The following is a 23,549-nucleotide window of genomic DNA, read 5'->3' as shown; positions in this document are numbered from 1 at the left end:
CTGGCTTCCGGCGTCTTCGCCGGCATGCATACGCAGGACTGGGCCTATGAGCGGGTCGACGCGGATGGAAAGAAATTCGGCGACGAACTTGTCCGCATCGGCTGGCGCGGCGACGAGGAGGTCGGCGCACGCAAGATGCACGCCTTCTACGAATTGCACATCGAGCAGGGCCCCATCCTCGAAGCCGAGGGCAAGGACATCGGTGTCGTCACCCACGGTCAGGGATTGTGGTGGATACAGATCACGCTGACCGGCAAGGAAAGCCACACCGGTTCCACGCCGATGCCGATGCGCAAGAATGCCGGCCTCGGCATGGCGCGCATTACCGAACTGGTCCATGAGACCGCGATGAGCCACCAGCCCGAGGCGGTGGGTGCGATCGGCCATTGCGACGTTTATCCGAATTCGCGCAACGTCATTCCCGGCAAGGTGGTTTTCACCATCGACATCCGCTCGCCGCATCAAAATGTGCTCGATGACATGAAGCAGCGCATCGAAACCGGGGCGGCGAAGATCGCGGCTGATCTGGGGCTGGAGATCGAGATCGAAGAGGCCGGTCATTTCGATCCGGTGGCCTTCGACGGCAATTGCGTTGCCGCCGTGCGGAGCGCCGCCGAGCGGCTGGGCTATTCGCATCGCGATCTGGTATCGGGCGCCGGCCATGATGCATGCTGGATCAACCGTATGGCTCCGACGGCGATGGTCATGTGCCCCTGCGTCGACGGGCTCAGCCACAATGAGGATGAAGACATATCGCCGGAATGGGCGCGCGCAGGCGCGGATGTCCTGCTCCACGCGGTCGTGGAAACGGCGCAAATCGTAGAATAGAGCACCCGATCTCGCGTTGCTCGGCGCATGGAGGAAGTTATGGGAAGCACAGTCATAAAAGGCGGCCAAATCGTTACCGCCGACCTGACCTATTCGGCGGATGTGAAAATCGAGGGCGGTGTCATCACCGAAATCGGCCCCGATCTGTCGGGGGATACGGTGCTGGATGCCGCAGGCTGCTATGTGATGCCCGGCGGCATCGATCCGCACACGCATCTCGAGATGCCCTTCATGGGCACCTATTCGTCGGATGATTTCGAAAGCGGTACGCGCGCGGCGCTGTCCGGCGGGACCACCATGGTCGTCGACTTCGCGCTGCCGTCGCCCGGCCAGTCGCTTCTGGAAGCCGTCCAGATGTGGGACAACAAGTCGACCCGGGCCAATTGCGACTATTCCTTCCATATGGCGATCACCTGGTGGGGCGAGCAGGTCTTCAATGAAATGGAACAGGTGGTGCGCGACAAGGGCATCAATACGTTCAAGCACTTCATGGCCTATAAGGGCGCCCTGATGGTGGATGATGACGAAATGTACTCGTCCTTTCAGCGCTGCGCCGAACTGGGCGCAATGCCGCTCGTCCATGCGGAAAACGGCGATGTGGTGGCGCAGTTGCAGGCAAAACTTCTCGCAGACGGCAATAACGGGCCGGAAGCGCACGCCTATTCGCGGCCGGCGGAGGTTGAGGGCGAGGCGACCAATCGCGCCATCATGATCGCGGATATGGCGCATGTGCCGCTCTATGTGGTGCACACGTCGTCCGAGCAGGCGCATGAGGCAATCCGCCGGGCGCGCCAGAAAGGCATTCGCGTTTACGGCGAGCCGCTCATCCAGCACCTGACCCTCGACGACAGCGAATACAAGCACAAGGACTGGGATCATGCGGCGCGGCGGGTGATGTCGCCGCCGTTCCGCGACAAGAAACACCAGGATTCGCTCTGGCATGGTCTTGCCGCCGGTTCGCTCCAGGTCGTGGCGACCGATCACTGCGCTTTCACCACCGAGCAGAAACGCTACGGCGTCGGCGATTTCACCAAGATTCCGAACGGCACCGGGGGACTTGAGGACCGTATGCCGATGCTGTGGACCTACGGTGTCGTGACGGGTCGGCTGACGATGAACGAGTTTGTTGCCGTAACTTCAACGAATATCGCCAAGATACTGAATATTTACCCGAAAAAGGGAGCGGTCCTGGTCGGTTCCGATGCCGATATCGTGGTCTGGGATCCGAACAAGGAAAAGACGATCAGTGCGTCGAGCCAGCAATCGGCCATCGATTACAATGTCTTTGAGGGCAAGCAAGTGAAAGGTTTGCCGCGTTTCACCCTGTCGCGCGGTCACATTTCAATTGACGACGGAGATGTCAAGACCAAGGAAGGCCACGGCGCTTATGTGGCGCGTGAACCCTTCCACCCGGTCAGCCGGGCGCTTTCAAAATGGAAGGAAGTCACCGCGCCGAGAAAGGTCCAGCGCACCGGCATTCCGGCGAGCGGGGTCTAGGGGCATGGGGCTGACGTCCGTTTCAAATAGCCATTTGCCGCCCGCCGCGGGGCGTTGCGGATGAGTATCGTTATCGACGCGCAGGATCTGGATCTGACCTTTCAGACCAATGACGGGCCGATTCACGCTCTGTCCGATATCGACTTGAAGGTCCTGACCGGAGAGTTCGTGTCTCTCATCGGCCCCTCCGGATGCGGGAAAACAACGCTGTTGCGGGTCATCGCCGATCTTGAAAAGCCGACCGGCGGATCGATTTCGGTGAATGGCGTCTCGCCCGAGGAGGCAAGACTCTCCAGAGCCTATGGTTATGTTTTTCAGGCCGCCGCTCTTTATCCATGGCGGACCATCGAAGGCAATATCTCGCTGCCGCTGGAAGTCATGGGTTTCCCAAAGAAGGAGCGGGCGGACCTGATCAGCCGCAATCTCGATCTGGTGAACCTGACGGGCTTTGAGAAGAAATTCCCCTGGCAGCTTTCCGGCGGCATGCAGCAGCGCGCCTCGATCGCCCGTGCATTGTCATTCGACCCGGACATGCTGCTGATGGACGAACCGTTCGGTGCGCTCGACGAAATCGTCAGGGATCATCTCAATGAACAGCTTTTGAAGCTTTGGGCGAAGACAAAGAAGACCGTCGTCTTCGTGACGCACTCCATTCCGGAGGCGGTCTTCCTGTCGACGCGCATCGTCGTAATGAGCCCGAGGCCGGGGAGAATCCACGAGATCATCGATTGTGAGTTGGGCCACGATCGTACGCTGGATATCCGCGAGACGCCGGAATTCCTGGAAATCGCACACAGGGTGCGCGAGGGGCTGAGACAGGGGCATTCCTACGAGGACCATATGCCTGCCCGTATCAGGGCGAAGGGCTGATGGCGCAATTCCGGGGGATCAACAGCTGGATTATCGACCGTGTCCTGCCCGTCAGCACGGTGGTCGCGCTGATCGTGGTCATCTGGTACGGATTTGCCGTGATACTCAACGCACCGTTCGAACGCGATCAGGCGGCCAGGGCCGATACGACGCTGACGACGATGCAGATGGTTCAAAGGACCATGGCACAGGAGCGGCCCGTGCTGCCGGCGCCGCATCAGGTGGTCAATGAGATTTGGGAGACCACAGCGCTGAAGAAAGTCACCTCCAAGCGCAGCCTGTTCTATCACACGTGGATCACCATGTCGTCGACGTTGCTCGGTTTCGCCATGGGATCCTTATTGGGCATCCTGCTGGCTGTGATGATCGTGCATTCCGCCGTACTGGACAAGAGCCTGATGCCCTGGGTCATCACCAGCCAGACCATTCCGATCCTTGCCATCGCGCCGATGATCATCGTTGTCCTGAACGCCATCGGCATATCGGGGCTGCTGCCCAAGTCGCTGATCTCAGCCTATCTGTCCTTTTTTCCGGTGACGGTCGGAATGGTCAAGGGCCTCCGCTCGCCCGATCCCAGACATCTCGACCTGATGCGGACCTACAATGCCAGCCAGCCGCAGACTTTCTGGAAGCTGCGCTGGCCGTCGGCCGTGCCGTTCCTCTTCACCTCCATGAAAGTGGCGGTCGCCATCAGCCTTGTCGGCGCGATCGTCGGCGAATTGCCCACCGGGGCCGTTGCCGGTCTCGGCGCCCGGCTGCTGACGGGATCCTATTACGGCCAGACGATCCAGATATGGTCGGCGCTGATCGCCGCCGCGATCCTTGCCGCTCTGCTGGTCATGCTTGTCGATCTTGCCTCGCGTATCGTCATGAACCGTATGGGGATGGCGCGATGAACAATGGCGCTATCGTCGCGGCGACGTTCTTCTGGGTGGCGGCATGGTTCGCCAACAGCATGCTGGTCAGGCTCAATCCGTCAAACCGGCTGCTCGCCCGCGGGATCAACCTGCTGATCCCGCTGATCTTCGGTGTTACCCTGATCGTGGTCTGGGAGGGCATTACGGTCGGCTTCAACATCTCGCCGGTCCTGCTGCCGTCGCCGACGATGATCTGGGCGCGCATCGTGACATCGACCGATATACTCTGGGCCGATTTCACACAGACATTCCTGAAAGCGGTTCTGGCCGGCTATGCGATGGGATGTCTTTCCGGATTCGCGGTGGCCGTCGCCGTCGATCGCGTGCCGTTCCTGCGCAAGGGCCTGTTGCCCATCGGCAATCTCGTCGCGGCGCTGCCGATTGTCGGAATCGCGCCGATCATGGTGATGTGGTTCGGCTTCGACTGGCAGTCCAAGGCCGCGGTCGTCGTCGTCATGACGTTCTTCCCGATGCTTGTGAACACGGTGGCCGGTCTCGCAGCGGCCGGTGCGATGGAACGGGACCTGATGCGTACCTACGCCTCCAGTTATTGGCAGACATTGCTGAAACTGCGGCTTCCCGCCGCAATGCCGTTTATCTTCAATGCCCTTAAGATCAACTCCACGCTCGCATTGATCGGAGCAATTGTCGCCGAGTTTTTCGGCACGCCGATCGTCGGCATGGGTTTTCGAATTTCAACCGAGGTCGGTCGCATGAATATCGACATGGTCTGGGCTGAAATCTTCGTTGCAGCGCTTGCAGGCTCTTTGTCCTATGGATTGTTGGCCCTGCTTGAACGCGCTGTTACATTCTGGCATCCGTCCTACAGGAGTTGACAAGACTAAGAGACGGAGCCTCAACCAGAGGAGTGACTGAAATGAAGAAGATGTTGGCATTGGCGCTCGGCCTGTCCATGGGCCTTGCTTCCAGCGCGGCCATGGCTGCAGACAAGCTCGTTCTGCAGTTGAAATGGGTCACCCAGGCCCAGTTCGCGGGCTACTATGTTGCAAAAGACAAGGGTTTTTATGACGCCGTCGATCTCGATGTCGAAATCAAGCCCGGCGGACCGGATATCGCTCCGGCACAGGTGATTGCCGGTGGCGGCGCGGACGTCATCATCGACTGGATGCCTTCCGCGCTTGCCTCGCGTGAGAAAGGCGTGCCGATCGTCAATATCGCGCAGCCCTTCAAGCGCTCCGGCATGATGCTGACCTGCCTGAAGGAAAGCGGCATCAAGTCGCCGGAGGATTTCCGCGGCCGCACACTCGGTGTCTGGTTCTTCGGCAACGAGTATCCGTTCCTGTCGTGGATGAGCCAGCTTGGCATTCCGACGGACGGTTCGGAAAACGGCGTCAAAGTCCTCAAGCAGGGCTTCAACGTCGATCCGCTGCTGCAGAAGCAGGCCGATTGCATCTCGACCATGACCTATAACGAATACTGGCAGATCATCGACGCCGGCATCGCCGCGGAAGATCTGATCACCTTCCAGTATGAGGATCAGGGCGTCGCGACGCTTGAAGACGGAATTTACGCGCTGGAAGCAGACCTCGACGATCCGAAGAAGGTCGATATGTTCCAGCGCTTCGTCAAGGCATCGATGCAGGGCTGGAAATATGCCGAGGAAAACCCGGATGAGGCAGCCGAAATCGTGCTTGAGAACGATGCGACCGGCGCACAGACCGAAAAGCACCAGAAGCGCATGATGCGCGAGATCAACAAGCTTGTCGCGGGTTCGGACGGGACGCTGGATGTGGCGGACCACGACCGCACCGTCAAATCGCTTCTGGCAGGCGGCTCGGACCCGGTGATCACGAAGGCGCCGGAAGGCTCGCATACGGACAAGATCACCAAGGGTATGTGACCGGCACACCGAAACCTGAAAAAGGGGCCTGAGAGCCCCTTTTTTAGATGCCGTTGTCGGCCTTGATCATATCCGCCGCCTTTTCGGCGATCATGATCGTCGGTGCGTTGGTATTGCCGCCGATGATGGTCGGCATGACGGAGGCATCGACCACACGCAGGCCTTCGAGCCCCTTCAGCCTCAGCCTCGGATCGACGACCGCCATGTCGTCCGTTCCCATCTTGCAGGTGCCGACCGGGTGATACACCGTGTCCGCCCGCGCGCGGATGTCCTGGCGCAATTCTTCGTCGCTGAGGCCGGAATAGGGATAGACATCCCGTTTCCGGTACGGCTGCAGGGCCGGGGCCTCGAGTATCTGCCGCGTCAGTTTCACGCCGGCGAGCAGCGTGTCCTCGTCGCGCCCGTCGGAGAGGAAACGCGGGCCGATGCGCGGCTGTTTAAGCGGGTCGGCGTCCGTCAGGCCGACCTCGCCGCGCGCATGCGGGCGCAGCACGCATACGTGGCAGGAATAGCCGTGGCCGAAATGCAGCGTGCGGCTGTGGTTGTCGACCATGGCGACAACGAAGTGGAGTTGGACATCCGGTTGCTTGAGCGCCGGATCGGTCTTCAGAAATGCGCCGGCTTCGGAAAACGGCGAGGCGAGGGGGCCGTTGCCGGTCCGCGTCCATTCGGTCGCGGCGGCGATCTTTGTGCCGAGCGCCCTCAGCGAGAGGCCGATAAGGTCGGTCTTTCCGCTCTTCGAGAGGAACACATAATCAAGATGATCCTGCAGGTTCTGGCCGACGCCCGGCAGTTCGTGCGCCACCTCGATGCCGTGGCTGCGCAGTTCGTCTGCCGGGCCGACCCCGGAAAGCAGCAGCAATTGCGGCGAGTTGAACGTGCCGCCGCTCAAAATGACCTCGTTGCGCGCGCGCACTTCGCGGTCCTTTCCGCCCTTTCCATATGCGATGCCGACCGCGCGCCTGCCGTCGAAGAGGATACGCACGGCGTGCGCCTTGGTGATGATGGTCAGGTTTTCGCGGTGTTCGTTCGGATGCAGGTAGGCGGCGGCCGCGGAGCAGCGCTCGCCGCCGCGATCCCGATCGTAGAACTGGGTCACCTGATAGAGACCCGCGCCCTCCTGATCCGCACCGTTGAAATCCCTGTTATGCGCATGCTGGCACTCCACGGCGGCGTCCACGAACGCATTGCTGATCGGTCTCGGCGAACGCTGGTCGCACACCTGTAGCGGCCCACCCGTTCCATGCAGCCTGTCACCGCCCCGCTCATTGTTCTCGGTTTTCAGAAAATAGGGCAGCACGTCCTCGAACGACCATCCGTCGCAGCCGAGTGCCGCCCACTGGTCGTAGTCGCTCTGGTGCCCGCGAACATAGAGCATGGCGTTGATCGCGCTCGATCCGCCAAGCGATTTGCCGCGCGGCTGGTATCCGCGCCGGCCATTGAGACCGGGCTGCGGAACCGTCTCGTAGGCCCAGTTGTTTATCCTGACGGGCCATCCCGAGAGCATGGTGGCGGCACCGACCGGCATGCGGAACAACAGCCCCTTGCCGTCGCCGCCCGCTTCCAGAAGGCACACCGTTTTGCGCGGATCCTCGCTCAGCCGCGCCGCAAGCACCGAGCCCGCCGAACCGCCGCCGACGATCACATAATCATACATCGCCGAATTCTCCCGATGCCGGCCGCAATGACACGCATTCGGGTCTATTTCATGGCTGAGGTGCAGGCAAGTGCAAGCCCGAACGGACCCGCATTTCACGGGGCAGGTATCGGTTCGCGGATCTAGACGGAAACCGAGTGTCTGCCGGTTCCCCGCTTGAGATAGCAGTCGAATTCGGCGGCGATGGTGCGCACATAGGGGCGTCCGAACTCCGTCACCCTGAACGTGTCGGCCTCCATGACAAAGAGCCGGCTGTCATCGCCGGCCGCAAGCGCGCACGCCTCGTCGATGACCGCGTTCGCGGATGCGCCGAAGCGCGATGTCAGCTCCGATGAGGAGAACTGGAAGTCGCACATCAGTCTCTCGATCAGCCAGCCGCGCATCCGGTCTTCGCCGGTCAGTTCGAGGCCGCGAACAACGGCGAGGCCGTCCTCGGCATCGACCCGGCGCTGATAGTCATGGGTGGCGGGGGTGTTTTGAACATAGCCCTGCGGCAGGCGTCCGATCGAAGAGGCGCCGAGGCCGATCAGGGCGTCCGCATCGTCCACCGTGTAGCCCTGGAAATTCCGGTTCAGTGTTCCGCTGCGGTCGGCCTTGCTGAGCGTATCGTGCGGCCGGGCGAAGTGATCCATGCCGATGCTGTGGTAACCGTTTTCCGCCAGCCGCCGGGCGGCATGGGCTGCCTGCTCGAACCGCTCGCGGACGTCCGGCAGGCGGGTCTCGTCGATCATCCGCTGATGCTTTTTCATCCATGGCACATGGGCATAGCCGAAGAGCGCGATGCGATCGGGATCGAGTGCGATGATCCTGGCGACGGTGTCGTCAATGGTTTGCAGATTCTGATGCGGCAGGCCGTACAGCATGTCGAGATTGACCGAACCGACCCCGCGGGCCCGCATCGCGTCGACGACGGCCCGCGTCTGCTCGAAGCTTTGCGGCCGGTTGATGGCGGCCTGGACCTTTTCGTCGAAATCCTGCACGCCAAGGCTGGCGCGCGTCACTCCGAACGCCGCCATGGCATCGTACTTGTCCTCACCAAGGTCGTTCGGGTCCATCTCGATGCTGATTTCGGCATTTGCCGTGAACCCGAAATGCGCGTCGATGACCGCCCTCAGGCGCTCGAAATCCCGTGGCTCCAGCATGGTCGGCGAGCCGCCGCCCAGATGCAGCGCGTTGACCTTTGCATGGGATCCGGTGAGGTTTCCGACGGTCCCGATCTCCCGATAAAGGGATTCAAGATAGCGCTCTACCGGCTTGTATTTGTTGGTTTGTTTGGTTGTGCATCCGCAGAACCAGCACAGGCGGTCGCAGAAAGGGATGTGGACATAGAGGGAGAGCGAACTGCCGTTCGGTATGGCGCTCAGCCAGCTTTCGTACTGCGCCGCTCCGATGCCCTCGTGGAAATGCGGTGCCGTGGGATAGCTGGTGTAGCGCGGTGTCGGCTTCCTTAATCGATCGATCAATATGTCCTGCATCGCAGTTCCCTCGCTTCCATGGCGGTTTGGCACCGCTCTTTGCCACCCGTTGCCGGTTTTTTAGCGGACTTGCAGGTTTCGCGATTTGATCCTGATCAAGGGTGAGGCGAATTGAAGCAACCCCTTCCGATTGATCGCAAAGCCTTGTCTTGCAAGGAGATGAGGAGTTTGCAGGAAAGCCTCTCAAATTTGGTCAACAGGTCGCATTTTTGCTGAAAGTGTATTAATTAGATGCAGGACGACTGCTCGTCGAACCGGATAAAATGACAGAAAAACGCAGGGATATTCACAATTCGGAGATGCCGGCACTTTGCCAGGCATGCGAAGCACGTCATCACGGCATGTGCGGGTCCCTCACGCCGGAAGAACTGCAGCGTCTGAGCAAGATCGCAAGCCGCAAGGAGGTGTCGGCCGGGACGGCTCTTGTCGCCGACAGCGAAACGGTCACCCACTACTCCAATATTCTCTCCGGCGTCGTCAAACTCACGAAGATCCTGTCCGACGGCCGGCAGCAGATCGTCGGGTTGCAGTTTGCACCGGATTTCCTTGGCCGGCCATTCAAGTCCTCGAGTGAAACCAACGCGGAATCGGCGACGACCGTGCGCCTGTGCAGCTTTCCCCGCGGTGCGGTGGATCGCATGATCGAGGACAGCCCGTCGCTTGAGCATCGGCTTCTTCAGCAGACGCTGAACGAACTGGACGAGGCGAGGGGATGGATGGTCACGCTCGGCCGCAAGACGGCGGCCGAAAAGGTGGCGAGTTTCCTCTATCTCATAGCCACCCATATCAACCCGGAATCGGAGGGCGAAGACGGTGTCTCCTTCGAGTTGCCGCTCACCCGTGCCGATATCGCGGACTTCCTCGGGCTGACAATCGAGACCGTCAGCCGGCAGATGACGAAGCTGCGCAAGGACGGTGTCGTTGAGATCGAAAACAACCGTCATGTGACCGTTCCGGATTTGAAACGGCTTGCTCATCGCGCCAGCATTTAGGCGATCATCCGTCACCTGACCCGGCCGCAGCGCCACCGACAGACCGAATTTGGCCATGATCGTGCCTTTAAAACAAAGGTTTGAGCCGCCGCACCTCTCAGAGGTCCGCCGGCGCGCAGCCGGGACGATTGTTGATGGCACGTTCAAATCGACTGGGGCGACTGTTGCCCGATCTGTCGCAAACCGTTTACCGCTTCCCGCTTCCGGTCGCGTTCAGCGTGCTGCTTTTCGTCACCGGTATCCTGCACATCGCCGGCGCGATCGATCCCGGCAGCATCTACGACCCGGACGGCCGCGCGCACCGGCTCTTTGCCGAGCCGCTCTACGGCGCGCTGGCATCCGCTCTCCTGGCGTCCGGCGCAGCGCATCTTTATGCCGAAAGCCGGCATTGGAGCGCGATACGCGGCGTCGCGGTGGCCGCCGCGGCCGGCCTGTTGGCCACCGTTCCATTCTGGTTTGCCGCGGCTCTCGAAATGACGGTGCTGCTGATGTTCTGGATGCCGGGCCTTCTGCTTTGCGTCATGGTCGCCGGCACCCTTGCCGATGGTGACGACAATGCGATGTGGATGTTCAACGCGCGTCTGGCGATGGCGATTGTGCTTTCGGTTATCGTCGCCCTTGTGTTCTTTCTCGGCCTCGCAGCCATTGTTGAAAGCGTCGAATACCTGTTTGCCGTCAGTTTCGGCTCCAACAGCACAGCCTATCTTTTTTGCGCCGCGGTGACGCTTGTCGGCCCGCTCTTCGGCCTGTCGATGGTGTCCAGCGACCTGACGGAGAGTTTCGATCCTCAAACCCAAACCGGGCTGTTGATCTCCGGATCAAGACTGCTTCTCAACTATCTGCTTGTCCCGCTCGTGCTGATCTATGTCGCCATCCTTTACCTTTATGCCGGACGTATCCTCCTGCAGTGGGAATTGCCGCGCGGTCAGATCGGCCTGATGGTGCTTTTGTTCTCCATCGGCGGCACGGCGGTCTGGCTGATCGCCAGACCATGGGCGGACGGCGGATCCTGGTTTCTGAGGACGTTCGGCAGGCTGTGGTTCTTCCTGTTGATTGTGCCCTTGTGCCTTCTGGCCATCGGGCTCTACCGGCGGGTCAGCGATTACGGCCTCACGCCGGAACGTTACGGGCTCGCGGTTATCGGACTCTGGCTGCTTCTAACGCTGCTGTGGTGTTCTGTCCGTCCTTCGGCGGCGCGGCCGAGGGTGATTGTCGGCACGCTTGCAATTCTTCTGCTTGCAGGCTCGTTCGGCCCCTGGGGAGCGGCCTCCATGACGGTGCAGAGCCAGTTTTCACGGCTTGCGTCCCTGATGGAGGAGGCTGGACAGTTGCAAGAGGGAAGGGTCGATCCTGCCGGGGGGGTCGATCCGGACATCTCCGACGAAGGCTACTCGATCGTTACACTGCTTTCGCGCGCCGATCGCCTCGATCTCCTGGCGCCGTGGTTCTTTGACCATCCGGAAGATCCGTTTTCGGGCGGCGGGAAGCGGGCCCGGCTGAACGCGACGCTGAAGGTTCTGGGATTTGTCCGCTCGCCCTCGGACGTTGCCGGGGCGGGGCGTCCGATCCCGGTCTATTTTTCAGCCCAAAATCCCGTCCAGCTCGACTTTGGCGCAGACGCTGTTCTCTCGGGCGTGCACCGGTTCGGCGACGACTGGACAGGCGGTCAGCCGGCAAAAAACGAAAGGCCCGTCATTACGGTCGAGGACGGGAAGCTGGTCATTGCCCATGACGGTTATGACTGGGAAATCGCGTCGATGGTGCTGCTTGAGAAGGTGAGGGCGTCTCAGGATGACAGCCAGTCCAAACCGCTGGTGTTCGTGCTTCCCGGAGACCGCGGCGCCGCCCATCTGGCGCTGATCGAGATCGACGGGCGGATCGACCGGGACCGCACGGTGATCAATTTCGGCCGCGCCAATCTGGTGCTGCCGCGAAACGAATAGTTTTCCGGTCTAACCGGTGACAAGGCCCTGCTGGCCGTCCGTGGCGGCCTGCCGCAGCAGGCGGACAAGATGTTCGTGCTCAAAGGCGATATGGCGGCGCATCGCCTCGAAAAAGCCACGGAGCATGTAGCCGGTCGCTTCCGGATTGCGCGGCGCCTTGCCCGTGCCGAGTTCATAGAGGGCGTCCGCCAGTTCTTCGGCAAAACACTCGTCTTCACAATGCTCGTATCGCAGGCGTCTGATCGTCGCTTCGATTTCAGGCGCGGTGCCGAGGCGGTTCAGGGCCTGTGGATACAGGATTTCCTCTTCGAACTGATGAATGTCGCGAATCAGCGGCAGCAGGCCGGCCGCAAGCCGGCTGCAGACCTCCCGGTTGATCTGTCCGGGAATCGAATCGGCTATCTGCTCCAGCATGTCGCACAGGGTCAGTTGCGTCATGTGAGCCTTTTCCAATGCAACCAGCGGATCGCCGCCGGGTTCGCTGAAAAACCGGGCTGATTCGTCAATCAGATCGAGTGCCGCCGGCTGATTCATCGCTACCTCCTGCCAGTCCATGTGTCAGACCCTCGCCGCTGGAGGTTGGTCGAATTGGCTATCGTCAAACAGGCATTCCGCATAGCCGTGAGATATGCGGCGAAAGGTCAACCGTTGCATTGATCGAGATCAAGGAATTTCGAGGCGTATTTTGAAATAAGCCGTCCTGATCGGTGGGACCGTGCGTCCTGCCCGCACGGATAAGCTGCCTGACTGGGGGTCATTTATGAAATTTGGAGTTGAAACCGTTGCTGTGGGGATCGGAGCCTTCCTTGCTCTGCTCGGTGCAGCATTCGCGCGGGACAGCCTGTTTGAAGCCCATATGTGGGTGCTGTTCTTCGTGCTGCTCGTTTCCGTCGTGCTGCTGCTGCGCCAGGCATCGTTCGGAACGGTACAGCCTGCCTCCGGTGAGGCCGCCGAATCGGAATATCTCGATGAGGTGGTCAAATACGGAGCCGTTGCGACGATGTTCTGGGGGGTCGTCGGCTTCCTGGTCGGCGTCGTCATCGCGGCTCAGATGGCTTTTCCCGACCTCAATATCGAACCCTGGTTCAACTTCGGGCGCATGCGGCCGTTGCATACATCGGCCGTGATCTTTGCCTTCGGCGGAAACGCTCTGCTGGCAACGTCGTTCTATGTGGTTCAGCGTACGACCCGGGCGCGCCTGTGGGGCGGAAATGCCGCCTGGTTCGTGTTCTGGGGCTATCAGCTCTTCATCGTCATGGCTGCGACCGGATACCTGCTCGGCATTACGCAGAGCCGCGAATATGCGGAACCCGAGTGGTATGTCGATCTGTGGCTCACCGTTGTCTGGGTGGTTTACCTGCTGGTCTTCCTCGGCACGCTGTTCAAGCGCAAGGAACCGCACATTTACGTGGCCAACTGGTTCTATCTCGCCTTCATCGTGACGATTGCGATGCTGCACGTCGTCAACAATCTGGCGGTGCCGGTATCGTTCCTGGGAGCCAAGAGCTACTCGGCATTTGCCGGCGTTCAGGACGCGCTGACGCAGTGGTGGTACGGCCATAACGCCGTCGGCTTCTTCCTGACGGCGGGCTTCCTTGGAATGATGTACTACTTCATTCCCAAGCAGGTCGGACGGCCGGTCTATTCGTACCGCCTGTCGATCGTCCACTTCTGGTCGCTGATCTTCCTGTACATCTGGGCCGGACCTCACCATCTCCACTACACGGCACTTCCCGATTGGGCGCAGACCCTCGGCATGGTCTTCTCGGTCATGCTGTGGATGCCGAGCTGGGGCGGTATGATCAACGGCCTGATGACCCTTTCAGGGGCGTGGGACAAGATCCGGACCGATCCGATCGTCCGCATGATGGTCGTCGCGGTCGCCTTCTACGGCATGTCCACCTTCGAGGGACCGGTCATGTCGATCAAGGCGGTCAACAGCCTCAGCCACTACACCGATTGGACCATCGGTCACGTGCACTCCGGTGCATTGGGCTGGGTCGGCATGATCTCGTTTGGCGCGATCTACTATCTCGTGCCGAAACTGTGGCATCGTCAGCGGCTCTATTCGCTGCGGCTGGTCAACTGGCACTTCTGGCTCGCGACCCTCGGCATCGTCATCTATGCGGCGGTCATGTGGGTGGCCGGTATCCAGCAGGGCCTGATGTGGCGTGAGTATGACGATCAGGGCTTCCTGGTCTATTCCTTTGCCGAGTCCGTCGCTGCGATGAAGCCTTACTACATCCTCAGAACGATCGGTGGCGCGCTGTATCTCGTCGGCGGCATCGTCATGGCCTACAACATCTTCATGACGATCCGCGGACGCGAACGCGAAGAGGTTCCCATTCCGGGCAGCCAACCCGCAATGCAGCCGGCTGAATAGGGGCAACGACAATGGCATTCATCGATAAACACAGAATCCTGGAAAAGAACGCGACGCTTCTGCTGGTCTCGTCCCTCGTGGTCGTCAGTATCGGCGGTATCGTGGAGATCGCGCCCCTGTTCTACCTCGAGAACACCATCGAGAAGGTGAAGGGCATGCGTCCCTATTCACCGCTCGAGCTGGCCGGCCGGAACATCTATATCCGTGAGGGCTGCTATGTCTGTCACAGTCAGATGATCCGTCCCTTCCGCGACGAGGTGGAGCGCTACGGGCCGTATTCGCTGGCGGCGGAGTCGATGTACGACCATCCGTTCCAGTGGGGCTCCAAGCGTACGGGGCCCGATCTGGCGCGTGTCGGCGGGCGGTACTCCAACGAGTGGCATGTTCAGCACCTCATCGAGCCGCGCTCCGTCGTTCCGGAGTCGATCATGCCCAGCTACGCGTTCCTGCTGGATGCTCCATTGGACTACGCCAATATCGAGATGGAGCTGCAGGCCAATATGGCGGTCGGCGTGCCTTATGACGAGGCCATGGTGACCAACGCCAAAGCCGATCTTGAGGCTCAGGCCGATCCGGATGCCGACTGGTCGGGTATCGAGGAGCGTTATCCGAAAGCCGTGCTCGGCGATTTCGATGGCGATCCGGCCCGTTTGACGGAGATGGATGCACTCGTTGCGTATCTGCAGATGCTCGGCACGCTTGTCGACTTCTCCAGCTACGACCCAACGTCAGGTTACCGATAGGGGACCGGTCATGGACTATCAAACCATGCGGACCTTCGCCGACAGTTGGGGGCTGCTTTTCCTGGTGATCGTTTTTGTTGTGGCGGTGATCTACACCTTCCGGCCCGGCAGCAAGAAAAAGGCCGACGAGATTGCCCGCATACCACTGGAAGACGACGACGACCGGAAAGAGGATAACAAGGATTAAGTGATGTCCGAGAAGCAAATTGACGAAATCAGTGGTGTTGAGACGACCGGTCACGAATGGGACGGCATCAGAGAGCTCAACACGCCGATGCCGCGCTGGTGGGTGATCACCTTCTACGCGACCATTATCTGGGCGATCGGCTATATGATTGCCTATCCGGCAATCCCGCTCATCAAGGGCGCGACACCGGGGCTGCTTGGTTATTCCAGCCGGGCCAATGTCGACCGGGAGATGGCGGCGGCCAAGGCGGACCAGGCCCAATATCTGGACCGAATCGCACAAATGCCGGTCGAGGAGATTTCCGCCGAGCCCGACTTGCTGCAGTTTGCCGTCGCCGGCGGATCAGCGGCCTTCAAGGTCAACTGCGTACAGTGCCACGGGTCCGGAGCGCAGGGTGCGCCGGGCTATCCGAACCTCAATGACGACAGCTGGCTGTGGGGCGGCGACATCAACGCCATCTATCACACGATTGCACATGGCGTGCGCTGGGAAACGGATGACGATTCGCGGTTCTCCGACATGCCGGTCTATGCTGACCTCCTGGAGCCGGGCGAGATCCGGCAGGTGGCGGCCTATGTGCACGGGTTTACGGGAACCCCCTCGGACCCGGCGCTGACCGAAGCCGGTGCGGCGATCTATGCCGAGCAATGCGCGGTCTGTCACGCGGATGACGGAACCGGCGACATTGAATTCGGAGCACCGAACCTGGCAGACGCCATCTGGCTTTACGGTGGCTCCGAAGACGAGATTGCCCAGCAGATCGCCAACCCCAAGCATGGCGTCATGCCGGGCTGGGCGGAGCGTCTTGGCGATCCGGTCGTCAAGCAGCTCGCCGTGTTCGTCCACTCGCTGGGCGGCGGTCAATAGACCGGAAAATGCGGCTGCGGTGATATACCCCGTGCCCCGGATCCGGTTGTAAACAAAGGATTTTGAGGCACATCGCCGCGCTGCTTCGTTCGGTCGCATAGCGGCCGGATCAACAAAGGGGTGGTCTGGTGTAGGCCTGATACAGCCTGCCTTTGACGCGAAGGTCTTACGAAAAAGGACCGGCGTCGCGTTGAAAACCAACCGCAACCGAAGATGAAACAATGACGGATACACGTTCTCAAAGCACCAATGTCGAGCAGTTCGATGCCGATGCCGTCAACGCGGCGTGGGCACGCAAGCCGCTCTACGAAGCGCGCAAGAAGATCTTTCCCAAGCGTGCCAGCGGCCAGTTCCGCCGCTTCAAGTGGTTGGTCATGCTGGTTACCCTCGGCATCTACTATCTGACGCCATGGCTGCGCTGGGACCGCGGACCGTTCGCGCCCGATCAGGCGATCCTGGTCGACCTCGCCAATCGGCGTTTCTATTTCTTCTTCATCGAAATCTGGCCGCAGGAATTCTTCTTCGTCGCGGGTCTTCTCGTCATGGCCGGGCTTGGATTGTTCCTGGTCACGACGGCGGTCGGGCGGGCGTGGTGCGGCTATACCTGTCCGCAAACCGTCTGGGTCGATCTGTTCCTGGTGGTGGAACGCGCCATCGAGGGCGAGCGCAACCAGCGCATGAAGCTGGATGCGGCGGCCTGGAGCCTCGACAAGATCGTCAAACGCGTATCCAAACACGCGATCTGGCTGATCATCGCGGTTGCGACGGGCGGCGCGTGGATTTTCTATTTCGCCGACGCTCCGACGCTCCTTGTCAATTTCGTCACCGCCAACGCGGAACCGGTCGCCTATATCACCGTCGCAATCCTGACCGCCACGACCTATGTCTTCGGCGGCCTGATGCGCGAGCAGGTGTGCACCTATATGTGCCCGTGGCCGCGCATTCAGGCAGCGATGCTCGACGAGAATTCGCTTGTTGTCACCTATAATGACTGGCGCGGCGAACCCCGGTCGCGCCATGCCAAGAAGGCCAAGGCCGAGGGCAAGGTGGTGGGCGACTGCGTCGACTGCAACGCCTGCGTGGTCGTGTGCCCGATGGGCATCGATATTCGCGACGGTCAGCAACTCGAGTGCATTACCTGCGCCCTGTGCATCGACGCCTGTGATGCGGTTATGGACAAGCTCGACAAGCCGCGCGGCCTGATCTCCTATGCCACGCTGAGCGAGTATTCCGACAATATGAGCCTGGCGACGGCGGGCGGCACCGAGCCGATCAATCCGTCGCTGGTGCGCAATGCCGACGGCTCGTTCATCGACAAGGTCCAGCATTTCAACTGGAAGATCCTGCTGCGCTTCCGCACCGTGCTTTATTTCTCGATCTGGGCTCTGGTCGGGATCGGGCTGCTCATTGCGCTTGGCGCGCGCGACCGGCTGGAGGTCAACGTTCTTAACGACCGCAATCCGCAATACGTCACCCTGTCGGACGGGTCGATCCGCAACGGCTATACGGTGAAGCTGCTCAACATGATCGCCGAGCCGCGGGTCATTTTCGTCTCGATCGAAGGGCTGCCCGGGGCAACGATGGCCATTACCGGCATCGATCAGCCGGACGGGCGCTCCTTCGCCATCCCGGTCGAACCTGACAGGCTGCGCAACCTGAAAGTCTATATCAGGCAGCCGCCGGATCTGGTTCAGCCCGGCAGGACGGTATTCAGGATCATTGCGGAAGACAAGAGCAGCAATGAACGGGATGTTTACAACGCGACCTTTGACGCTCCGGAGGACAGATGATGCAAGGAATACAGGGTATTTTCCGTGGACCGTTTACCGGCTGGCACATGCTCGGCATCATGGTGATGTTCTACGGGATAATCGTTTCGGTCAATCTGACGCTGGCCTATTTCGCCGGTTCAAGCTGGAGCGGGCTCATCGTCAAGAACACCTATGTGGCAAGCCAGGAATTCGATGACGAGGTTGCCCGGGTCGAAGCCATGAAGGCCCGTGGCTGGTCCTCGGCCCTGGAAGTCGATAGCGGCTCGGTCCGCTATCGGCTTACCAATGCGCTGGGAACGCCGATCGAAGCGGACGGTGTCAGTATCGTTATCAGCCGGCCGGTGGAAGAGCACAGCGACCGGACGCTGGAGCTGAACCGCATGGGCGACGGCAGCTATTACGCGGCCCATGAGATCGACCCCGGCCAATGGCTGATCAAGATCAGGGCTATGCGCGATTCCGGCGTGCTGTTCAGTGATGTCCAGCGCGTCCATGTCAAGGCGGACGAGGAAGGCTGATGAGCTGCTGCGCACCCGGAACGGAGTCCGCGGTCGAGCTGGAAAGGGCGCTGCACGCCGGACCTTCGACCGAGGAGTTGCGGCTGACCAGCCGTCCGGTGGGCGAGGGGCTCCGGCAATCGGATCTGAGCGTGCCCGGCATTCATTGCGGCGCCTGTATCAGAACCATAGAAAACGGTCTCAACGCACTCGATTTCGTGTCCAACGCGCGCGTCAACATGTCGACCAGACGGGTCAGCGTGGTCTGGTCGGAAACGGCCGAAGAGCCCGATGCCATCGTCGAGACCCTCAACGGCCTTGGATATGAGGCGCATCTTTTCGATTTTTCGAGCGAGAACGAGGATTCGACCCTTCCGCTCATGTTGCGCTCGCTTGCGGTCGCCGGATTTGCGGCGGCGAACATCATGCTCTTGTCCGTGTCGGTCTGGTCCGGCGCGGAGGCCGCGACACGGGATCTGTTCCACTGGATTTCCGCGCTGATCGCGGCTCCGGCACTTGCCTATTCGGGACGGGTTTTCTTCCATTCCGCATACAACGCCTTGAGCAACCGACGGCTGAACATGGATGTGCCGATTTCACTGGCGGTGACTCTGGCCTTCGCGATGAGCCTTTATGAGACGGCCAATTCCGGCGAGCATGTCTATTTCGATGCCTCCGTGACGCTGCTTTTCTTCCTGCTCATCGGCCGCACGCTCGACCACCTGATGCGTGAAAGGGCGAGGTCCGCGGTCAAGGGGCTGGCACAGCTTGCGCCGCGCGGCGCGATGACCCTGAAGGCCGACGGTTCGCGGGAATTTGTCGCGGTCGACGATATCACGACGGGGACCATGATGCTGCTTGCCGCCGGGGACCGCATTCCCGTCGATGCCCGGGTTGTTTCCGGCACCAGCGATCTCGACTGCTCGCTGGTCAACGGGGAAAGCGCGCCGCAAACGGTTTCCGAGGGCAGTATCGTGCGGGCCGGTACGCTCAATCTGACGGGCGCGCTTCAGATCGAGGCGATGGCGCCGGCCAGCCAGTCCTTCCTGGCCGAGATGATGGAACTGATGGAACGGGCGGAGGGCGGAAAGGCGCGATACCGCCGCATCGCCGACCGGGCCGCCGAGCTTTATGCACCCATCGTGCATCTGGTCGCGCTTTTCACCTTTATCGGCTGGACGATCGTATCGGGCGACTGGCAGCATTCGCTCTATATCGCCATCGCGGTGCTGATCATTACCTGTCCCTGTGCTCTGGCGCTTGCGGTTCCCGTCGTACAGGTCGTCGCCGCGGGCCGGCTGTTTGAAAACGGCGTCATGGTCAAGGAGGGATCCGCCATGGAACGGCTTGCCCAGGCCGACATGGTGGTGTTCGACAAGACCGGGACGCTCACGCTCGGCCAGCCCCGATTGCTCAACGGCGACGAGATCGAGCCGGCTCACTTGAAACTTGCCGCGCAGCTTGGTGTCCACTCCCGTCATCCGCTGTCACGGGCGCTTGCCCGCTCGGCCGGGCGGATCGAGGGCGGTGCGGCATTTGACACTATCAAGGAAACGCCCGGTGCCGGTCTTGAGGCGCGGCGCGGCGGTGTCACCTACCGGTTGGGACGCGCCGACTGGGCGTTTTCGGGAACCGATCAGCTTGCAAAAGAGGCCAATACCGACAAGGGACAGGCCGTCCTGAGCGCCGATGGACGCTTCCTGGCGGCATTTGTGTTCGAGGACCGCCTGCGCAGGGATGCTGCGGCGACGGTGGCCGCACTGAAGGCGACCGGGCCGGTCGAGATGATATCGGGTGACCGGGCCGGCGTGGTGTGCAGACTTGCCGAGGCGCTGGGCATCGACACCTTCAGGGCCGGCGCGCTGCCGCGTGACAAGGCACAATATATCGCGCGGCTTACCGAGGACGGCAACAAGGTTCTGATGGTGGGCGACGGGCTGAACGACACTCCGGCGCTGGTCAGCGCCCATGTATCGATGGCGCCGGCAACGGCCGCCGATGTCGGCCGCAATGCCGCCGATTTCGTGTTCCTGCACGAGAGCCTGTCCGCCGTGACCAAGGCCATCGAAATCTCGAAGAAGTCCGGTCAGCTGATCCGCCAGAATCTGGGGCTTGCGGTGATCTACAACATGATCGCCATTCCGTCGGCAATTCTCGGCTACGCCACGCCACTGGTCGCGGCACTGGCGATGTCATCGTCGTCGATTGTTGTCGTGGCCAATGCTCTGCGGCTTCGCATGGGCGCCAAGGCGGATGCCGAAATGCTGAAACGGAACGTGGCCGCTGACAAGGAGGACAGGGCCGGATTTGCGCCGGCGCCTGTGGAGCAGGGCAATTGAACAATCTGCTTTACCTGATACCGGTGGCGCTTTTTCTCGGCGCCATGGGGCTGGTTGCTTTCCTGTGGTCGCTGCGGTCGGGTCAGTATGACGATCTCGACGGGGCCGCGCACCGCATCCTCGACGACAGCGACGGCCCGCTGCCGGACAAGGAACCTATGCGCAAAGCGCGCATGTCAGAGGATGATCGGCCTCCCGAAGGCCGTCAATGACGTTGAAGTGATGGCGGTCCGGTTCTTCGATGCCGACGGTCGCCGCGCCAAGCCCCTTCCAGATGCTGGCGAGCAGCGCGTTCTGGCGTATGAACTCGGCCCGCTCGCCGCCGCCGACCCAGCAAATCAGCCTCGTGTCGGCAATCGGCTCCAGCAGTGCCGGGCTCTCGGTCAGCGCTTCCATGCGGTCGATATCGAGCGTCTTGTTCATTTCGGTGCGCATGAGCGGCCTGAGGTCGTGCACGCCGCTGATCGATACGACACGCCGAATGCGCTCCAGGACGTCCGCGCCAAGCGGCGTGTTGCGGCAGACCATGCGTGTCGCCAGATGGCCGCCCGCCGAATGGCCGGTCAGATGGATGGGGCCTTGCACCGTCCGCGATATCGCGGTCACCGCCGCCGCGATCTCTTCCGTTATGCCTGAAACGCGGATGTCGGGACACAGCGTGTAAGATGGCATGGCGACGCTGAAGCCGTGTGCCAGGGCGCCGGCCGCCAGATGCGACCAGGACGATTTGTCGAAGGCGCGCCAGAAGCCGCCGTGAATGTAGATCACCAGCCCTCCGGGCGCTTCGGGCGGGTGAAACACATCATATCGATTGCGATCGCCGTTTCCGTATTCGACATCGAGTTGCGCCTGATCGGATCCGTTGAAGCGCGCCCGGAACGCTTCGGCCTCGCTCGCCCATCTGGCCGGAAAATCCTCGCCGCCTGGTATGTTTGCGGCGTTGGCATAAGCATCGTCCCAATCGGAAATCTGATGCATCAGCATGGCAGACGGCCCTTTTCCTAACGTCGTTGCAGCCATGCACTGTGACCCGAAAGCATCGTTTTGCGCAAGTGCGGCAGGCAACCGGCAGGCCATGCGGTCCTGGCGTGTATGCCCGTGCTTGTGTGGTTGCTTGCCGTCATGAAGAGTGTAATAGACTTTCCAGCAGCTTGTCGGTCAGCCGTTCGGCAAGCATATCGCAGCCTTCAATCCGCGTTTGCAAAGACGTCGGAGCCGTGATGGGGAATGCCATGACATGCGTGTTCGTTCAACTTCAATGCCAACCCGGAAAGGCATATGCCGTCGCCGACAAGATTTACGACCGTGAGATCGTTTCCGAACTCTATTCGACCTCCGGCGAGTTCGATCTCATGATGAAGATCTATGTTCCCAAGGATGAGGACATCGGCAAATACATCCATGACAATGTCCTGAATATCCCGGGCATTGCGCGGTCGCTGACGACGATGACCTTCACCGCCTTCTGACCCCGCCGGCGAGACGAACTGCATGACGATCGAACCCATTATCATCATAGGGGCCGGCCAATGCGGGCTGAAAGCCGCCGAAACCCTGCGCCAGCAGGGTTATGAGGGCGGGCTGGTCCTTATCGGGGACGAGCCGCATGCGCCCTACCAGCGGCCGCCCTTGTCCAAGGCTTTCCTGAAGGGCGAACTCACCCTCGACCGGCTGATGCTCAAAGGCGGGGACTTTTTCGACAAATTCGATATCGACGCCCGTCTGTCTTGCCGGATTGAAGCGATCGATCCGGCGGCAAGAACAATTTCACCTGCGGGCGGCGAACCCGTCGGTTATTCGAAGCTCCTGCTGGCCACCGGCACACGGTCACGAAAAATACCGGTGCCGGGCCTCGAATTGGACGGTGTGTTCTACATGCGCACGATCGCCGATGTCGAAGCCATCTCCACCGCGCTTATGCCGTCGAGCCGCGTTGCCATCATCGGCGGCGGCTATATCGGCCTCGAGGTTGCCTCCGCGCTGCGTTCCTTCGGCAATGAGGTGACCGTGGTGGAGGGAATGGACCGCGTGCTGCAGCGCGTCGTCTGCCCGCAGATGTCGTCCTATTTCCACAAGCTGCACACACGCCACGGGGTGGCAATCCATGTCGAGGCGCGTCTTGAGGCCCTGGAGGGGGCAGGGTCCGTCGAACGCGTGAGGCTTGCGGACGGTCAGGTGATCGAGACCGACATGGTGCTGATGGCGGTCGGCGCCGAACCGGTCTGCGAGTTGGCGGGCGATGCGGGCCTGACGATCAGCAACGGGATCGAGACCGATACGGATTGCCTTACATCCGACCCCCATATCTACGCCGCCGGTGACTGCGCCAGCTTTTACTCCGCGCGCTACGGCCGGCACATAAGGCTGGAGAGCGTTCAGAACGCGATCGATCAGGGCAAACACGCCGCGACGGCGATGCTCGGGGGACAGGAGCCTTACGATCCGGTCCCCTGGTTCTGGTCTGACCAGTATGACGTCAAGCTGCAGATCGCCGGATTGTCGCAAGGCTATGACCGCACCGAGATCGAGGGTGACGAAGCGGAAAACGCCTTCGCCGTGCGTTACTTCAAGAACGACCGCCTGATCTGCGTGGATGCCGTCAATATGCCGAGGGTCCATATGATGGCGCGGCGGGAACTCGCAGGGCAGGCGGATTGAACTCACCAGCGTCCGTGTTTCCCGGACAGCATCATGCGGCTGGAAGGGCGTCATGCTCGAATC

General features: G+C 61.0%; 22 protein-coding genes. 18 read left to right on the top strand and 4 right to left on the bottom strand.

Annotated elements, in window-relative coordinates; translation table 11 throughout:
* From AC5E6N_RS05025 to AC5E6N_RS05000, 6 genes are all read left to right on the top strand, one after another.
* The coding region (locus AC5E6N_RS05025; RefSeq protein ID WP_491746789.1) for a hydantoinase/carbamoylase family amidase at positions 1 to 828 on the top strand (828 nt) is incomplete at its 5' end.
* Positions 829 to 867: 39 nt separating this feature from the next.
* A complete protein-coding gene (hydA, locus tag AC5E6N_RS05020; RefSeq protein ID WP_491746788.1) occupies positions 868 to 2,325 on the top strand; it encodes a dihydropyrimidinase in 1,458 nt (485 codons plus the stop codon).
* A gap of 60 nt (positions 2,326 to 2,385) precedes the next feature.
* Positions 2,386 to 3,195 (top strand): ABC transporter ATP-binding protein, encoded by an 810-nt coding sequence (locus AC5E6N_RS05015; RefSeq protein WP_491746787.1) that lies wholly within the window; start codon positions 2,386 to 2,388, stop codon positions 3,193 to 3,195.
* Complete coding sequence (locus tag AC5E6N_RS05010; protein ID WP_491746786.1) at positions 3,195 to 4,091, top strand: ABC transporter permease; 897 nt, start codon at positions 3,195 to 3,197, stop codon at positions 4,089 to 4,091. The genes AC5E6N_RS05015 and AC5E6N_RS05010 overlap by 1 nt, the downstream gene beginning before the upstream one ends.
* Positions 4,088 to 4,948, top strand: coding sequence for an ABC transporter permease (locus AC5E6N_RS05005; RefSeq protein ID WP_491746785.1), 861 nt, complete (start codon positions 4,088 to 4,090; stop codon positions 4,946 to 4,948). Before AC5E6N_RS05010 ends, AC5E6N_RS05005 begins: the two co-directional genes overlap by 4 nt.
* Positions 4,949 to 4,989: 41 nt before the next feature.
* Positions 4,990 to 5,973 (top strand): ABC transporter substrate-binding protein, encoded by a 984-nt coding sequence (locus tag AC5E6N_RS05000; protein WP_491687553.1) that lies wholly within the window; start codon positions 4,990 to 4,992, stop codon positions 5,971 to 5,973.
* Between the two features lie 43 nt (positions 5,974 to 6,016).
* On the opposite strand, the gene AC5E6N_RS04995 is transcribed toward AC5E6N_RS05000, so the two are convergent.
* Both AC5E6N_RS04995 and hemN read right to left on the bottom strand, forming a co-directional pair.
* Complete coding sequence (locus tag AC5E6N_RS04995) at positions 6,017 to 7,630, bottom strand: GMC family oxidoreductase (protein ID WP_491746784.1); 1,614 nt, start codon at positions 7,628 to 7,630, stop codon at positions 6,017 to 6,019.
* A 122-nt stretch (positions 7,631 to 7,752) separates the two neighbouring features.
* Positions 7,753 to 9,105, bottom strand: coding sequence for an oxygen-independent coproporphyrinogen III oxidase (hemN, locus tag AC5E6N_RS04990; protein ID WP_491746783.1), 1,353 nt, complete (start codon positions 9,103 to 9,105; stop codon positions 7,753 to 7,755).
* A 263-nt stretch (positions 9,106 to 9,368) separates the two neighbouring features.
* Here hemN and AC5E6N_RS04985 point away from each other — a divergent pair, with 263 nt between their 5' ends.
* Together AC5E6N_RS04985 and AC5E6N_RS04980 are read left to right on the top strand one after the other, a co-directional pair.
* On the top strand, positions 9,369 to 10,097 hold the full coding sequence (locus AC5E6N_RS04985) for a Crp/Fnr family transcriptional regulator (protein WP_491746782.1): 729 nt from the start codon (positions 9,369 to 9,371) through the stop codon (positions 10,095 to 10,097).
* Between the two features lie 134 nt (positions 10,098 to 10,231).
* Complete coding sequence (locus tag AC5E6N_RS04980; protein WP_491746781.1) at positions 10,232 to 12,040, top strand: DUF4153 domain-containing protein; 1,809 nt, start codon at positions 10,232 to 10,234, stop codon at positions 12,038 to 12,040.
* A 9-nt stretch (positions 12,041 to 12,049) separates the two neighbouring features.
* Here AC5E6N_RS04980 and AC5E6N_RS04975 read toward each other — a convergent pair whose 3' ends face one another.
* The gene (locus AC5E6N_RS04975) at positions 12,050 to 12,574 is read right to left on the bottom strand and encodes a hemerythrin domain-containing protein (RefSeq protein WP_491746780.1); all 525 of its coding nucleotides are present in this window, start codon (positions 12,572 to 12,574) and stop codon (positions 12,050 to 12,052) included.
* A gap of 226 nt (positions 12,575 to 12,800) precedes the next feature.
* Here AC5E6N_RS04975 and ccoN point away from each other — a divergent pair, with 226 nt between their 5' ends.
* From ccoN to ccoS, 8 genes are all read left to right on the top strand, one after another.
* On the top strand, positions 12,801 to 14,423 hold the full coding sequence (ccoN, locus tag AC5E6N_RS04970; RefSeq protein ID WP_491746779.1) for a cytochrome-c oxidase, cbb3-type subunit I: 1,623 nt from the start codon (positions 12,801 to 12,803) through the stop codon (positions 14,421 to 14,423).
* A gap of 11 nt (positions 14,424 to 14,434) precedes the next feature.
* The gene (gene ccoO, locus AC5E6N_RS04965; protein WP_491746778.1) at positions 14,435 to 15,166 is read left to right on the top strand and encodes a cytochrome-c oxidase, cbb3-type subunit II; all 732 of its coding nucleotides are present in this window, start codon (positions 14,435 to 14,437) and stop codon (positions 15,164 to 15,166) included.
* A gap of 10 nt (positions 15,167 to 15,176) precedes the next feature.
* Positions 15,177 to 15,353, top strand: a complete 177-nt coding sequence (locus AC5E6N_RS04960; protein ID WP_491687561.1) for a cbb3-type cytochrome oxidase subunit 3 — start codon at positions 15,177 to 15,179, stop codon at positions 15,351 to 15,353.
* Between the two features lie 3 nt (positions 15,354 to 15,356).
* Positions 15,357 to 16,220 carry a cytochrome-c oxidase, cbb3-type subunit III gene (ccoP, locus tag AC5E6N_RS04955; protein ID WP_491746777.1) on the top strand — a complete coding sequence of 288 codons (864 nt, stop codon included), beginning with the start codon at positions 15,357 to 15,359 and terminating at the stop codon, positions 16,218 to 16,220.
* Between the two features lie 221 nt (positions 16,221 to 16,441).
* Entirely contained in the window at positions 16,442 to 18,010 is a 1,569-nt protein-coding gene (ccoG, locus tag AC5E6N_RS04950) for a cytochrome c oxidase accessory protein CcoG (protein WP_491746776.1), read from the top strand.
* Positions 18,007 to 18,510, top strand: coding sequence for a FixH family protein (locus AC5E6N_RS04945; protein ID WP_491746775.1), 504 nt, complete (start codon positions 18,007 to 18,009; stop codon positions 18,508 to 18,510). Before ccoG ends, AC5E6N_RS04945 begins: the two co-directional genes overlap by 4 nt.
* Positions 18,510 to 20,828: a heavy metal translocating P-type ATPase gene (locus tag AC5E6N_RS04940; protein WP_491746774.1), complete on the top strand. Its 2,319-nt coding sequence runs from the start codon at positions 18,510 to 18,512 to the stop codon at positions 20,826 to 20,828. Before AC5E6N_RS04945 ends, AC5E6N_RS04940 begins: the two co-directional genes overlap by 1 nt.
* Positions 20,825 to 21,040 (top strand): cbb3-type cytochrome oxidase assembly protein CcoS, encoded by a 216-nt coding sequence (ccoS, locus tag AC5E6N_RS04935; protein ID WP_491746773.1) that lies wholly within the window; start codon positions 20,825 to 20,827, stop codon positions 21,038 to 21,040. The genes AC5E6N_RS04940 and ccoS overlap by 4 nt, the downstream gene beginning before the upstream one ends.
* On the opposite strand, the gene AC5E6N_RS04930 is transcribed toward ccoS, so the two are convergent.
* A complete protein-coding gene (locus tag AC5E6N_RS04930) occupies positions 20,985 to 21,812 on the bottom strand; it encodes a hormone-sensitive lipase (RefSeq protein ID WP_491746772.1) in 828 nt (275 codons plus the stop codon). The genes ccoS and AC5E6N_RS04930 overlap by 56 nt on opposite strands.
* Before the next feature lie 248 nt (positions 21,813 to 22,060).
* On the opposite strand from AC5E6N_RS04930, the gene AC5E6N_RS04925 reads away from it, so the two are divergent.
* On the top strand, positions 22,061 to 22,297 hold the full coding sequence (locus tag AC5E6N_RS04925) for an Lrp/AsnC ligand binding domain-containing protein (RefSeq protein WP_267990586.1): 237 nt from the start codon (positions 22,061 to 22,063) through the stop codon (positions 22,295 to 22,297).
* 22 nt (positions 22,298 to 22,319) lie between these two features.
* On the top strand, positions 22,320 to 23,486 hold the full coding sequence (locus AC5E6N_RS04920) for an NAD(P)/FAD-dependent oxidoreductase (protein ID WP_491746771.1): 1,167 nt from the start codon (positions 22,320 to 22,322) through the stop codon (positions 23,484 to 23,486).
* Positions 23,487 to 23,549: the final 63 nt, after the last annotated feature.

This window comes from Hoeflea sp. (assembly GCF_984452065.1).
This window is presented reverse-complemented; position numbering and strand designations above follow the sequence as displayed.

Bases quoted from the DNA above. Each gene is read 5' to 3' on its own strand.
- hydA (WP_491746788.1), top strand. From the start codon at position 868: ATGGGAAGCACAGTCATAAAAGGCGGCCAAATCGTTACCGCCGACCTG.
- AC5E6N_RS05015 (WP_491746787.1), top strand. From the start codon at position 2,386: ATGAGTATCGTTATCGACGCGCAGGATCTGGATCTGACCTTTCAGACC.
- AC5E6N_RS05010 (WP_491746786.1), top strand. From the start codon at position 3,195: ATGGCGCAATTCCGGGGGATCAACAGCTGGATTATCGACCGTGTCCTG.
- AC5E6N_RS05005 (WP_491746785.1), top strand. From the start codon at position 4,088: ATGAACAATGGCGCTATCGTCGCGGCGACGTTCTTCTGGGTGGCGGCA.
- AC5E6N_RS05000 (WP_491687553.1), top strand. From the start codon at position 4,990: ATGAAGAAGATGTTGGCATTGGCGCTCGGCCTGTCCATGGGCCTTGCT.
- AC5E6N_RS04995 (WP_491746784.1), bottom strand. From the start codon at position 7,630: ATGTATGATTATGTGATCGTCGGCGGCGGTTCGGCGGGCTCGGTGCTT.
- hemN (WP_491746783.1), bottom strand. From the start codon at position 9,105: ATGCAGGACATATTGATCGATCGATTAAGGAAGCCGACACCGCGCTAC.
- AC5E6N_RS04985 (WP_491746782.1), top strand. From the start codon at position 9,369: ATGACAGAAAAACGCAGGGATATTCACAATTCGGAGATGCCGGCACTT.
- AC5E6N_RS04980 (WP_491746781.1), top strand. From the start codon at position 10,232: ATGGCACGTTCAAATCGACTGGGGCGACTGTTGCCCGATCTGTCGCAA.
- AC5E6N_RS04975 (WP_491746780.1), bottom strand. From the start codon at position 12,574: ATGAATCAGCCGGCGGCACTCGATCTGATTGACGAATCAGCCCGGTTT.
- ccoN (WP_491746779.1), top strand. From the start codon at position 12,801: ATGAAATTTGGAGTTGAAACCGTTGCTGTGGGGATCGGAGCCTTCCTT.
- ccoO (WP_491746778.1), top strand. From the start codon at position 14,435: ATGGCATTCATCGATAAACACAGAATCCTGGAAAAGAACGCGACGCTT.
- AC5E6N_RS04960 (WP_491687561.1), top strand. From the start codon at position 15,177: ATGGACTATCAAACCATGCGGACCTTCGCCGACAGTTGGGGGCTGCTT.
- ccoP (WP_491746777.1), top strand. From the start codon at position 15,357: ATGTCCGAGAAGCAAATTGACGAAATCAGTGGTGTTGAGACGACCGGT.
- ccoG (WP_491746776.1), top strand. From the start codon at position 16,442: ATGACGGATACACGTTCTCAAAGCACCAATGTCGAGCAGTTCGATGCC.
- AC5E6N_RS04945 (WP_491746775.1), top strand. From the start codon at position 18,007: ATGATGCAAGGAATACAGGGTATTTTCCGTGGACCGTTTACCGGCTGG.
- AC5E6N_RS04940 (WP_491746774.1), top strand. From the start codon at position 18,510: ATGAGCTGCTGCGCACCCGGAACGGAGTCCGCGGTCGAGCTGGAAAGG.
- AC5E6N_RS04930 (WP_491746772.1), bottom strand. From the start codon at position 21,812: ATGCTGATGCATCAGATTTCCGATTGGGACGATGCTTATGCCAACGCC.
- AC5E6N_RS04925 (WP_267990586.1), top strand. From the start codon at position 22,061: ATGACATGCGTGTTCGTTCAACTTCAATGCCAACCCGGAAAGGCATAT.
- AC5E6N_RS04920 (WP_491746771.1), top strand. From the start codon at position 22,320: ATGACGATCGAACCCATTATCATCATAGGGGCCGGCCAATGCGGGCTG.